We start from the raw sequence: 13730 nt of genomic DNA on the forward strand, positions 1-13730 counted from the left end.
AATTCCTTTGCCTTAACCGAGTCGATAACCTAAACCACGAATGGTGCGAATAAAATCTTTGTCTAATTTTGTTCTGAGATGATGCACATACACTTCAATAGTATTACTGCTGATATCACTATCAAAATCGTAAAGCTTATCTTCTAAATTGGCTTTAGAAAAAATCTTATTCGGATGTGTCACCAATGGAATCAATATGGCCCATTCACGGTTAGATAAATCGACATATTGACCCTTATAGCGTGCAAGATGCTGCTCAATATCTAAAATCAATTCACCATGTTTTAAAATTTTCTGTGGTGCTTCGACTGAACTCAGCCCTGTGCGTCGAAGAAGCGCATGAATCCGTGCAAGTAATTCATCAAACTCATAAGGTTTAATTAGATAGTCATCTGCCCCATGGTTTAATCCATCTACACGATTTTGTAATTGATCACGTGCCGAGATGATTAATACCGGCAATTTGGGCTGCATTTGACGAATTTGTTTCAGGACTTGCATACCATCCATCATCGGCAAACCAAGATCTAGCAAGACGATATCAATCCCCCCTTGCATTATGAGCTTTAAGCCATCGATACCATTATTCACCCACTCGACTTCAAACTGTTGATAGTTCAACAAGGTTTTAGTCGATTCGGCAATCATGAAATCATCTTCAATAATAAGGATTTTGTGCATGGGCTTAAGTCCTGCGCTGTACTGAAGTACATTGTTGCAACATATTGTTTTTTTCATCAATCACTTGAGTCTGCACATCGAGCAAACTCAATAGCGATGGAAATAAATTATCCTGACTTAATTTTTGGCTTTTTTGTGCAATTAAACAAGTATATTGCGCTGAATTATTTTTTTGCCAAGCCGGTGAAAACCACATCAACATCGGTACATGGGTTTGCTGTGACGGTGCAATTGCGTATGGAGAACCGTGTAAATATAAGCCATGCTCACCTGTCGACTCGCCATGATCGGACAAATACCACAGTCCTGTTTGATAGTGGTCAGTCACTTTTAAGGTGTTAATCAATTCACTCAGCACATGGTCGGTATAGATAATACTGTTGTCATAACTATTTATTAATTCTGTCGAGCTACATCCCTGTATGGCATTGCTATTACAGGTTGGCTTAAATTTTTGAAACGCTGCGGTACTTCGTTTGAAATAAGCAGGGCCATGACTGCCCATTTGGTGTAACACAACTAAACGGGGAGTTGGATCTGCTTTGGGGATCGAAGCCAAATATGCCTTCAAACCATCCACTAAGATTTCATCATGACATTCGCCATCGGCATCACACCACTTTTTCTTCAGCGCTTCAGGAAATTCATATTTTTCAACACGTGTGCATGTACCCTTACAGCCTGAATTATTATCTAGCCACGTCACCTTATAGCCTGCACGCTGTGCAATATCGAGTAAACCTTCGCGATGACTTGCAAGCTGTTCGTCATATTCGGTTCTCGGCATTCCCGAGAACATACAAGGAACAGACACAGCGGTTGCGGTGCCACATGAACTGACTTGGCTAAAATTGATAATATTTTGCTGACTGAGTTCAGGATTGGTATTTTTAGCATAGCCATTCAGTGAAAAACTTTCCGCGCGCGCAGTTTCACCAACCACTAAGACCATCAATTTTGGTAAGCTTTTGGCGCTTACGTTTTCAACCATATGTGCATCTTCACCATAGATCAACAATGGCAAATTCTGTTTCGGTGCTTTTTTGTGATAATAGGAAAATATAGAAGCGATAGTGTTTTGTGGTGAGAGCATGCCTTTTAAGTCACGATGCTCACGAAAGATCGCAGCATAATCGACAAAATAAACAAACAGCAAAGCACCCAAAAGGATGAGCGATAGCACTATATGTAGACCCTTTTTGGCTACGACCGTGCTTAGGGCTTCTTTATGCAGTGGCAAAAGCCAGATCAATAGCACTGGCAAAATAACCAGTCCAAAGACCCAGATAAAAAATTGTGGCGAGATTAAATCCTGCACTTCCTTTACATCTGTTTGCATCATGTTCTGCACTTGGTCAGATGTAATGGTCACGCCTAAACTATTGACGAAATAAGCACTCAAGCCACCAATGATCAGCAAAACACTCGCCAAAAGTTTTGAATTCCATCGCCATTGCAGGAGTTGCATCAGCACATTATAAAGTGCCACTACCACCAGTACGGTTGCCGCTAAAAATAGTCCGGCCTTCAGCCCCGTATAAGGTGTGAGCTGCTGGATTTGCTGATAAAACGCGAGGTTCAAAACCACCCCAAGCCATAAGGCAAGCACGAGGTTAAATTGACTTAAACTAAGTCTTGGAATTTTTTGCTGTATTTTAGCTATGACCTGAAGCATATTGGCATCAATTATTGATCTTTGATGCTCTAATCTAAAAATTCAAACTTAAAAATCACTTAAAACTAATTAAAAACCAATCCAGATAAAATAAAAAAGGCGATGTAAAACATCGCCTTTTAAACAACTTAAATCGAAACCCTAGAATTTAAATTCTAGACCTGTACCCAATACGGGTTGTTCGCTTTCATCTGGACCTTTTTCTAGTGTTAAGTAACCCGCATAACCATATGCTTTGACTTGTTTGCTAAATGCATAATCTGCACCTGCAATAAATTGCTGCGCATCAAAGTCATCACCATCTTTGTATGACGTTGTATTTTGACTATATTGTGCTTTTACTGTCCAAGCTTTTGCAGATGGAAGATTGTATTCTGCACCGACTAACCAACCTTGAGCATCATCGATATTCGCAGCTGCAGCTTCATTACCTGCTACAGATTCAACTTCTGAAGTTTGATATAAAGCTTTCAACGCTAAACCTGCATCAAGATTTATGCGACCAATCGCACGTAAAGTATTTGCTGCAGCAAAAGCTTTAGTCCCTGTAACTTCAGGCTGAGAAGCATTTAAAATCCCTACCCCCCCAAAGTTCGATGGAATCGCTTTGTCATAACCAATACCGACAACAACTGGTTTACTGTCATAGACAACAGAAGCTGACCATGCATCACCTAAACCACGACCAGCGACTTTAGCGCCACCTTTTGATTTAGAAATCCCTGAAGCCTCGCCTGAAGCCAATAATGCAGTTGCTTTAACCTTACCTTCACCTAATGCAAAAGCTGGTGATTCATAGACAACAACGTTATCAATACGGTTCTCACCCGTCAGAATACCGGTGATATCTGCTTTATTATCGACATAGTTATTAAATGTATCTACGACAGAAGAAAGCTGTTTAACAGGTGTATCGATCTTACCTAATTTGATTGCACCTAATTTTTCGTCTTTCAAACCAATGAGTAAGTTACGCGGTACAAACGTATCCGAGCCATTTTCACCATCATCGACATAGAAAGTGAATTCAGCTTGATACAGTGCGCTTAAACGATCTGTAAGCTTCTCGTCGCCTTTAAGACCAATGAATGAGTTGTTTGAATTAAGCTCAACGACATCTTTGTCTGAAAAACCTGTTTTATTATCTTCAGGTAAATAATCAACAGACGCATCAATTTCACCGTAGAAGGTTGGTGCTGCAAAGGTTGACCCAGCCAAAAGGCTCAATGCGATAGCCGCTGCTAACTTAGTTTTCATCAAAAATTTTCCTTAAATTATTTTGTAACAGATATTACACACGCGAAACATATTACAAAATTATTAAAATAATATTTGCATTGCTCTTTTAGTGCTTTAGCTGATAAAAAACAACCAAAATCATGATTTAGAAGTGATTTTGGTCATTTTTTGATGCTTTTACCCAAAATAGAATCGGGACTAAGCTCAATGCAGCCAAACCTGTGATCCAAAATAAATAAGTGCTATAACCCAACTGATCGGCCACTATGCCACTGATGCTATACAGCCCCCCACTCACCGTAGCCATAATTGCAACCTGAAATGTAAAGTCCGTTGCTGCAAATGCTTTACGACTATATTGCATCACCAAAGTCAGCATGATCACAAGCAGCATGGCTGAAATCATGTCTTCGGCAGCATTGATCCCATAGATCAGCCATTCATGGACGGGCCGTTTTGCCTCGAACTGCAAAGCCAGCCATGCATAGGCCAATAAACTGAATATTTTCAATACCGAATAGAAAACCAAGGCCTGTGCCCGAGAAATATACTTCAAGCTAAGACCTGCAAGCCCCGCCCCAATTAAAGCAGCCACCGCACCTAACATGGTGACATACAGACCAATTTGACTAAAACTCAATCCTAAATCGACCATCAGTGGCTTAAGTAAAGGACCTGCCAGACCATCTGCAAGCTTAAAACTCAATAAGATCATGAGCCACAGTGTAAGGGTTTTGGTTTGGGTAAAATAAGCCAAATACTGGCGAATAGCATAGAACAAGCCTGAAGTATGCTTATGGTTGTTATCATTCTCTTGAGAGGAAATTATGTTGAGCTGTGGCTTTAAAGGTTCTCGATATAGAAAAATAGGAATCGTATTGATGAATACCAATGCCGCTAAAAACAGAAATGTGGCTTGCCAATCCAACCAATCTAAAGCCCAAAGTACAGCGCCACCACCGACAATAAAGCCGAGTCTTGAACCAATCACCTGAAAAGAATTGCCCCAGTGCTGTTGGTTGGTTTTTAAAATATTGACAGCCAAGCCATCGGTTGCGACATCTTGAGTCGCACCAACCAAATTCATACTGAGTAAAGCCACAAAAAACAGCAGCAAATACATTGGTTCATTCAAGCTTTGGATCGGCAAAAAAGACAGGAAGACCAAGACCACCACGGACAACAACTGCATTGGAATAATCCAACTCCGATAGTGCCCTTTGGACCTTGAACCATGTCGATCAATCCACGGTGCCCAAAAAACTTTGATCGACCATGGCAGCATGAGTAATCCAAAGCCACCAATATGCGCCAAAGATACATCTTGCGCTCTTAAAATCACTGGTAAAGCATGCGTCATAAAACCGACAGGTAACCCTTGCGCCCAATATAAGGAAAACAGTAAAAGATAGAGCTGACGAAGCTGGATCATAAGTTCCTAAATGTTGAATGCGCTGAAGTTACATTTAGAGTAGTCAAAATACGGCTATTTTGCCAATGATCTAAAAAAATCATCGACCTAAGATAAAGGTCAATACTGATGCCGTATTTTTAAAGTGCATCACGTCGAAAATGGATTTCACTTATATAAGAATATGCAATGAATCAAAAGACTCAATTATTTCCGGGTTTGCCCGATCAAGTTCCATCACGCGGCTCCCCCCTGAGCCGCGCTATTTTTAAAAAACTTTTTTTGGCACAAGGATGGAAATTTGACGGCGAATTTCCCAACCTTGCCAAAGCTGTGGCAATCATTTCTCCGCATACTTCTAATATAGATGCATGGCATGGTTTTCTCGCCTTGCTTGGAATCGGGATAAAAATCACCATTTTTGGTAAAAACACCCTTTTTGATACTCCCTTAAAACCACTTTTGGATTGGGTCGGCGTGATCCCTGTGCAGCGTGAAAATCCACATGGACTGACACGTGAAATTGCTGAGATTGTCCAAGCGACAGATCAAATTTGGATTGGAATGGCACCTGAGGGAACACGAAAAAAAGCCGATAAAATCCGCAGTGGTTTTTACTATATTGCCTATGAAGCACAGATACCTATTGTGATGTTTAGCTTTGATTATGCAAAGAAAACCATTCATTGCTTGGGTGTTTTTGAACCCAGTGGAGATTTTGAAACTGATCTTGAAAAAATTTTGATGATTTATGATGGCAAATTTTCCCCGAAAAATCCCGAATGGTTGGCCTTGCCGTTACAAAAGCACTGGAAAAAGCCCTAGTCAAATGGCTACTTTTTTGATGTGATGTGCACTTTGTATATTTAACAATCAGATTTCACACATGAAACTTTTGCATTACCTGATTCCTAGCCTCTTTGTATTGGCACTCACTGGCTGTGATTCTGCAACCAAAACGCCTGCAACCACGACACCTACACCTGCCAAAGCACGTGAACCGGTGATCGCGATTGCGCTCGGTGGTGGCGGTGCCAAAGGTTTTGCTCATATTGGTGTGCTTAAAGTGCTTGAATCGCACGGTATTAAACCTAAAATTGTGACTGGGACCAGTGCGGGTAGTTTTGTTGGCAGCTTGTACGCCAGCGGTAAAACGCCTTATCAAATGCAGCAATTGGCCCTGAACTTTAAAGAGTCTGATATTCGTGACTTAACCTTAAATAGCCAAGGCATTATTCAAGGGCAAAAATTGCAAGACTTTGTCAATAAAAACGTCGGCAATAAATCGATTGAACAATTTCCAAAACGCTTTGCTGCTGTAGCCACCCGTTTGGATAATGGCAGTAAAACTGAATTTAACCGTGGTAATGCAGGCCAAGCGGTACGTGCATCGTGCAGCATTCCGAATGTATTTGTACCTGCGACTATTGCAGGGGTGAAATATGTCGATGGTGGCTTAGTCAGCCCAATTCCAGTGAAAACCGCACGTGATATGGGTGCAGATATCGTGATTGCGGTGGATATTTCTGCGCGTCCTGATGGTAGCAAAGCCGTAAGCATGTTTGGTTTGCTCGATCAAACCATTAACATCATGGGACAACAAAGTATTAATGAAGAACTAAAAAATGCCAATTTCGTGATTCAACCTAAAGTGGGACATATCGGCACACTCGATTTGAAGTCGAGCAATGCGACGATTTTAGAAGGTGAAAAAGCCGCACAGCTCAAAGTGAATAGCATTATTAAGGCGATCGATAACTTTAAACAGTCCCCTGCGGCCTTTAAACCAGCACCAAAAGCGAAAATATAATTCAACGATTTTTTTTATATTCATTGAGTTATACATCTGCTACATTGATATAGATACTGGTTCATCTATATCAATTCACCCTTATATAAGAGTAGATGTATGGAATTTATTTTAGAACCTTGGCACTGGTTTGTATTGGGCGTCGCTTTGATGCTTTTTGAACTAATTTTGCCGTCTTTTGCTGCGCTATGGTTTGGCGTTTCTGCAATTTTGGTTGGGATCTTATATTGGATCTTTCCATCCATGGACTTTAATGTCCAAATTGTGGTTTGGATTATTTTTGCCGTGCTCTGCACATTTTTGTGGTTCAAATTTATTAAGCCTTTATCCATTGATAAAACCAAAGCAGGTCTGTCCCGTGAAGCGACGATTGGCCAAGTGGGTATGGTGATTCAAACCCAGCTCAATCATGGCAGCGTTAAAGTTCGCTTCCCGATGCCTGTTTTAGGTTCAGACGAATGGCATTGCCGTACCCAAGATGCACTTCAAGTCGGCGACCGTGTTCGCGTGACCGATATTTTAGGCAATGATTTAGTCGTCCAACTGCACAGCAGCAGCAACCACCCCACTGACAATCCATAAATAAGTGAGAAATGACATGTCTGGTGTTTCTATTGTTTTTTTAGCGCTCTTAGTTTTTGTAGCCGTCACCATTTTTAAAGGTGTCCGTATTGTTCCCCAAGGTTATAAATGGATTGTTCAGCGTTTAGGTAAATACCATACAACGCTCAATCCGGGGCTGAACTTTGTGATTCCGTATGTCGATGAAGTGGCTTATAAAGTCACAACCAAAGATATCGTGTTAGATATTCCCTCTCAGGAAGTGATCACACGTGACAATGCGGTACTGCTGATGAATGCTGTGGCTTATATCAACTTAACCACGCCTGAAAAAGCAGTTTATGGTATTGAAAACTACACATGGGCGATTCAAAACTTAGTTCAAACCTCTTTGCGGTCTATTGTTGGTGAAATGGACCTCGATGATGCACTGTCATCGCGTGATCATATTAAGGCTAAACTTAAAGCTGCTATTTCTGATGATATCTCTGACTGGGGTATTACGCTTAAAACTGTAGAAATTCAAGATATTAAACCTTCTCATACCATGCAAGCTGCGATGGAAGAGCAAGCGGCCGCTGAACGTCAACGTCGTGCGACAGTGACCAAGGCAGACGGTGAAAAACAAGCGGCTATTTTGGAAGCGGATGGTCGTTTGGAAGCCTCTCGTCGTGATGCAGAAGCTCAAGTGGTACTAGCAGAGTCTTCTCAACGTGCAATTGAAATGGTGAGTTCAGCCGTCGGCGATAAAGAAATTCCAGTTGCGTACTTACTGGGTGAACAATACGTCAAAGCCATGCAAGATATGGCTAAATCTAATAATGCCAAAACTGTGGTATTACCTGCGGATGTACTGAATACGATTCGTGGTGTGATGGGACGTAATAACTAAATCTTCACATTAATAAAAATGGGTCGTGACATACGGCCCATTTTTATGCCCAAAACAAAAAAGAAGGCAAAGTTTGTCAATTTATGTTTAAATTTCACGTTATTTTTTTGACGTTTTAGGACTTATCGTTCGATTTCACCTACTTGGCTTAGGCAAATCCCATTGAGTCCCCTAATTAAACGCAATTGTCCAACGCCAAAGCGGATACCGTATGAGCTCCCTGAATCCCACCCTAATTACCTTTCTCTTTTATATTGTCGCCATGGTCGTGATCGGTTTACTTGCATACCGTGCGACCAGTAACTTTTCTGACTACATTTTAGGTGGCCGCCGATTAGGGAGCTTTGTCACTGCCCTTTCTGCAGGTGCATCAGATATGAGTGGTTGGTTGCTCATGGGTCTTCCGGGTGCGATTTACCTTTCAGGTTTATCTGAAATGTGGATTGCAATTGGTCTGATCATCGGTGCTTGGCTCAACTGGCTACTTGTTGCAGGTCGTCTCCGGGTACATACCGAAGTTCAAAATAATGCCTTGACCCTACCTGACTATTTCTCAAATCGTTTTAACGATCAAAAGAAAATCTTACGTATCGTGTCTGCTGTAATTATTTTGATTTTCTTCGCAATTTACTGTGCTTCAGGCATGGTTGCAGGCGCTCGATTATTTGAAAGTATGTTTGGTATGTCGTATAGCACTGCGCTTTGGATCAGTGCCATTGCAACGGTGAGCTATGTGTTTATTGGTGGCTTCCTTGCTGTCAGTTGGACCGATACCATTCAAGCGGGCTTTATGATTTTTGCCTTGCTACTTACCCCTATCGTGGTCATGTTGTCATTCTCTGATTTAAGCCAGTTCACTCTGGCACTAGAAGCAGCACGCCCTCAAGCGCTGAATGTATTTGCTGACTTAAGTTTTGTCGCAATCATGTCTTTATTGGCATGGGGCTTAGGCTATTTTGGTCAACCGCATATCTTAGTCCGCTTCATGGCAGCTGATTCAGTTAAATCGATTCCTAATGCACGCCGTATTGGTATGACATGGATGACGCTCTGCCTCGGTGGCGCAGTTGCAGCAGGCTTCTTCGGTATTGCTTATTTCCAACAGCATCCAGAACTAGCAGGTGTCGTTACAGCAAACCCTGAAACGGTCTTTATGGAATTGACTAAAATTCTATTTAACCCATGGGTGGCAGGTATCGTATTGGCTGCGATTTTAGCTGCGATCATGAGTACCTTAAGCTGTCAGCTTTTAGTCTGCTCAAGTACATTAACTGAAGACTTTTATAAATCATTCTTACGCAAAAATGCTTCACAAAAAGAATTGGTTTGGGTCGGCCGTATTATGGTGTTAATGATTGCGTTGCTTGCGATCTATATGGCGGGTAATCCTGACTCTAAAGTCCTTGGTCTCGTCGCATATGCATGGGCAGGCTTTGGTGCTGCATTTGGCCCACTGATTATCATGTCATTGTTCTGGAAACGCATGACACTCAATGGTGCTTTAGCAGGTATGGTGGTTGGTGCTGTTATGGTTATTCTATGGAAAAACCTCTGGGGCGATACAGGCGTTTATGAAATTATACCGGGCTTCATCTGCTCACTCATTGCAATCATCATTGTGAGCTTAATGGGCAAAGCACCATCTGCTGAAGTCACTGAAAAATTTGAAGAAGCAGATCGTATCTATAAAGAAAGTATTTAAGACCAATAGCACTTAAATTTAAGTTCTAAATTTTAATATCTGCAAAAAAGGACGCCTAGCGTCCTTTTTTGTTTTTTATCATGTCATCCATTTAGATATTACTTAGAGGTTTCTTGACTTCTGTTCCAAATGTACTTGATATAAAAAAAGCCCACAACATGTTAAATGTGTGGGCTAATGTCTTTACTACGTCATATTAACTTTGACGTTTTAATAAAAACTGCGTGATCTTGTGTAATTCTGCCGCATCTTCTGCAAAATAATCTAAAGCTTGAAGCGCTTGTGCATGTAATTCTTCTGCATAAGCTTGCGCTTGATCGAGACCCATTAACGCAGGATATGTCGATTTATCCACTTGTTGATCTTTACCTGCAGTTTTACCCAATGCTTCAGTGTCAGCAATAATATCTAAAATATCATCTTGCACCTGAAAGGCTAAACCAATCGCTAGACCAAATTCGCGGAGTTTAGGAATGGCTTGATCTGTGCCATTAAATATCGTCACTGCCGCCATCATGATTGCAGCAGAAATTAAAGCACCAGTTTTATTTCGATGAATGTTTTCTAGTTCATCCTGACTGACATGCTTGCCTTCCGCTTGTAAGTCTAGGACTTGTCCATTGACCATTTTTGAAGTTGCAGTCGCTAAAATTTGCATTTGCTTTAAGATGATTGGCGCTTCAACGGCTGGGCCTTGATCAAAAAGACGACTACCTAAAACTTCAAATGCCATCGATTGTAAAATATCGCCAGCAAGTAAGGCCGTATCTTCACCAAAAGCCACATGACAGGTTGGTTGACCGCGACGAAGTAAATCATTGTCCATACACGGCAAATCATCGTGTGCCAATGAATAACAATGAATAAATTCAATCGCCACAGCAGCACGGCGTACGGCTGCAAAATTGGTATTGGGTTTTAACGCTGCTGTTGCATAACAAAGTGCCGGTCGAACGCGTTTTCCACCCAACATCACAGCATGATACACCGCCCCTTTTAAGGGTTCTGGAATTGAAAATGCATCAAGCGCTGTCAGTAAATCCTGCTGAATACGCTGCTGCGCTTCTGTCAGGGCATGTGTGGAAACGTCTGTTAAAGAAGACACATTCACCTCAAATACTTTAAATATTTAACTGCTTTGTTCATTAGCAAATCGACTGCCAACGTTTTCTGTCAATTTTGACCTGTTGCATCATACTGCTTTCTCAAATCTTTCTCTATGTTACGGCCTAAATCTATGTGTTTTTCCCACAGTCTGATGATTTTTTAAATGTCGTTTCCTCAAATAGCGCCACATTTTGTCCATCATTAAAACAGGTACAATTTTTCGAGCCTTTCTTGGCTTGATATAAAGCCTGATCGGCACGTGCCAATGTTTCAAAAAATGACTCTGTTCCATCCCACAAGGCCACTCCGCATGAGATACTCAGTTGTAGAGCTTTATCTGCATAATTCATCGAAGAAGCATAGATTTGCTCACAACATTGTTGTGCAATCGAACATGCAGTCAATATAGCCGTGCGTGGCAAAATCATTGCAAACTCTTCCCCACCCATGCGATATATTTGTGCATCTGCGTGTTGACTAATTTGCACCCTTAAAAGCTGCGCACTTTTTCTTAAAACTTCATCGCCAAACGCATGACCGTAGATATCATTGATTTGCTTAAAATTGTCTAAGTCGAGCATCATCAAACAAATTTCATCGGCTTGTTCAACCGCGAAGTTTTTTTGCCACTGAGAAAGGTCTAAATCAAAACCTCGTCGATTTTTTATCCCTGTCAGATAATCAAAATAAACTTGTTGTTCGAGTTGTTGGTTATGTTTCAACAACGATAATTCGAATTGCTTTAAATTTGTAATGTCCGCACAGCACAACAACACATGTTCCAAATCACCACTTTGTTGAAACTTAGGTTTGAGCGTGAACCAATAATGCCGTTCATTTTCACTATACATAAAGGGTTCAATGCTGTCGTTCTCTAAACAGCGTAAATCAAACTCAGAACTTGTGGCTTTGGTTTTTTGCTGCATCACAGACACGTGATTTAATACGATCTCTTGTAAGTCTGACTGAAATCGATGTTTAAATATTTGATTGGCGCATATCAGCTCAGCTGTCGCAGAAAATAACGCAGCAGGCATTGGCAACGCTTCTAATACAGCCAATTGTTCAGTAGGTAGATCCGATTTTATTAAGTCTTTTTTAAGCATGGTTTCGCTACTTTTTTCAGGGTAAAGCTACGCGAAATGCTAACAAAATTAATCTGTCATAAATCACAGAAACTTTCTAATATTAAATGCAGTTCATATTATATAAAAATATATATCAATTCATGATTTGCTTATTCATATAAAAGATAAAGGCAAAAAAAAGCCCCTGCAAAGCAGAGGCTGATTTCTAATTCGATGTTAAACGCTTAATCGAAACTATCCACAGGTATGCGCACCCAGCCTTCCATTAAGACACGCGCACTTCGGCTCATCACGGCTTTTTTAACGACCCACTGACCATTTTCATAAATTGCTTGCGCACCTACACGTAGCGTCCCAGATGGATGTCCAAAACGCACAGCTTCTCGCTCCCCACCACCCGCGGCTAAGTTTACAAGCGTTCCCGGTATCGCCGCAGCTGTACAAATGGCAACTGCCGCTGTGCCCATCATGGCATGATGCAGTTTCCCCATCGATAAGGCACGAACCAATAAGTCCGTATCTTGTTCTGAAATATGTTTAGAACTCGAAGATGTATAGGCTTTCGGCTTTGAAACAAATGCAATCTTTGGGGTATGTTGACGCTGTTCTGCTTCAGCAATATCTGAAATCAAACCCATTTGCTGCGCACCATAAGCACGGATTTTTTCAAAACGGGCCAATGCCTTGGCATCACCATTGATCGCATCTTGCAGTTCAGTGCCGACATAACCAATATCTTCTGCATTTAAGAAAATGGTTGGAATGCCTGCATTAATAAATGTTGCAGGGAAACTGCCTTCATCGGGTACGGTTAAGGTATCGACCAAATTCCCTGTAGGGAACATAGCGCCGCCATCTTCACCATCATCTGCGGGGTCTAAAAATTCAATTTGAACTTCGGCTGCTGGGAAGGTCACACCATCTAGTTCAAAATCACCAGTTTCTTGTACTGCACCATCAGTAATAGGTACATGCGCAATAATGGTCTTTTGAATATTGGCTTGCCAAATACGAACCGTACACAAACCATTTTCAGGAATACGTGATGCCTCAACTAAACCATTTGAAATGGCAAATGCACCAACCGCTGCCGTTAAGTTTCCGCAGTTACCACTCCAGTCAACAAATGCTTTATCAATCGACACTTGTCCAAATAGATAGTCTACATCATGCTCAGGCTGTGAACTTTTTGCCAAAATCACGGTTTTACTGGTACTTGAAGTCGCTCCCCCCATCCCATCAATTTGTTTACCATAAGGATCTGGACTGCCAATCACACGTAATAAAAGTTGGTCGCGAACTTTTCCAGCTTGTTGTGCTGCAAGCGGCAAATCATCTAGCTTGAAAAATACACCTTTACTAGTACCACCACGCATATAAGTCGCTGGAATCTTAATTTGGGGAGCAAAACTCATTTTTATTGAATCCTTAATCTTTATCATTGTGTTTTGGCAGAGCGTTCTTTTCTGCGCTTTTGCATCATACAATGTTTAATTGAAGTTTTAACAATCACATGACTTAAGTATAAAAAAACAACATTCGATACCTTTTCCATATAAAGCCA

12 protein-coding genes are annotated in these 13730 nt (G+C 41.2%); 5 read left to right on the top strand and 7 right to left on the bottom strand.

The annotated features are described in order from the left end of the window. Nucleotides 1–12 precede the first annotated feature (12 nt). From LXF01_RS12255 to LXF01_RS12270, 4 genes are all read right to left on the bottom strand, one after another. The gene (locus LXF01_RS12255) at nt 13–681 is read right to left on the bottom strand and encodes a response regulator transcription factor (protein WP_078189962.1); all 669 of its coding nucleotides are present in this window, start codon (nt 679–681) and stop codon (nt 13–15) included. A 4-nt stretch (nt 682–685) separates the two neighbouring features. After that, nucleotides 686–2356: a phosphoethanolamine transferase gene (locus tag LXF01_RS12260; RefSeq protein WP_233944446.1), complete on the bottom strand. Its 1671-nt coding sequence runs from the start codon at nt 2354–2356 to the stop codon at nt 686–688. Nucleotides 2357–2497: 141 nt separating this feature from the next. Further along, entirely contained in the window at nt 2498–3613 is a 1116-nt protein-coding gene (locus LXF01_RS12265; RefSeq protein WP_233944447.1) for a porin, read from the bottom strand. A 127-nt stretch (nt 3614–3740) separates the two neighbouring features. Next, the gene (locus tag LXF01_RS12270) at nt 3741–5027 is read right to left on the bottom strand and encodes an MFS transporter (RefSeq protein WP_233944448.1); all 1287 of its coding nucleotides are present in this window, start codon (nt 5025–5027) and stop codon (nt 3741–3743) included. 168 nt (nt 5028–5195) lie between these two features. Here LXF01_RS12270 and LXF01_RS12275 point away from each other — a divergent pair, with 168 nt between their 5' ends. The 5 genes from LXF01_RS12275 (at nt 5196) to putP (ending at nt 9971) form a co-directional block, all read left to right on the top strand. Continuing rightward, nucleotides 5196–5831: a 1-acyl-sn-glycerol-3-phosphate acyltransferase gene (locus tag LXF01_RS12275; protein WP_233944449.1), complete on the top strand. Its 636-nt coding sequence runs from the start codon at nt 5196–5198 to the stop codon at nt 5829–5831. 61 nt (nt 5832–5892) lie between these two features. Continuing rightward, nucleotides 5893–6816 carry a patatin-like phospholipase family protein gene (locus tag LXF01_RS12280; RefSeq protein WP_078189967.1) on the top strand — a complete coding sequence of 308 codons (924 nt, stop codon included), beginning with the start codon at nt 5893–5895 and terminating at the stop codon, nt 6814–6816. 99 nt (nt 6817–6915) lie between these two features. Then, nucleotides 6916–7398, top strand: a complete 483-nt coding sequence (locus LXF01_RS12285; RefSeq protein WP_180024071.1) for an NfeD family protein — start codon at nt 6916–6918, stop codon at nt 7396–7398. A gap of 16 nt (nt 7399–7414) precedes the next feature. After that, a complete protein-coding gene (locus LXF01_RS12290; protein WP_078189969.1) occupies nt 7415–8269 on the top strand; it encodes an SPFH domain-containing protein in 855 nt (284 codons plus the stop codon). 211 nt (nt 8270–8480) lie between these two features. Then, nucleotides 8481–9971, top strand: coding sequence for a sodium/proline symporter PutP (putP, locus tag LXF01_RS12295; protein WP_233944450.1), 1491 nt, complete (start codon nt 8481–8483; stop codon nt 9969–9971). A gap of 196 nt (nt 9972–10167) precedes the next feature. Here the strand turns inward: putP and LXF01_RS12300 are convergent, their stop codons facing one another. From LXF01_RS12300 to prpF, 3 genes are all read right to left on the bottom strand, one after another. After that, a complete protein-coding gene (locus LXF01_RS12300) occupies nt 10168–11076 on the bottom strand; it encodes a polyprenyl synthetase family protein (RefSeq protein ID WP_180004317.1) in 909 nt (302 codons plus the stop codon). 130 nt (nt 11077–11206) lie between these two features. Further along, complete coding sequence (locus tag LXF01_RS12305; RefSeq protein WP_233944451.1) at nt 11207–12184, bottom strand: GGDEF domain-containing protein; 978 nt, start codon at nt 12182–12184, stop codon at nt 11207–11209. A gap of 206 nt (nt 12185–12390) precedes the next feature. Next, the gene (gene prpF / locus LXF01_RS12310; protein WP_233944452.1) at nt 12391–13581 is read right to left on the bottom strand and encodes a 2-methylaconitate cis-trans isomerase PrpF; all 1191 of its coding nucleotides are present in this window, start codon (nt 13579–13581) and stop codon (nt 12391–12393) included. Between the last annotated feature and the right edge of the window lie 149 nt (nt 13582–13730).

Origin of the sequence: Acinetobacter sp. SH20PTE14, from assembly GCF_021391555.1 — a bacterium.
In the GTDB taxonomy this organism is placed as follows: Bacteria; Pseudomonadota; Gammaproteobacteria; order Pseudomonadales; family Moraxellaceae; genus Acinetobacter; species Acinetobacter amyesii.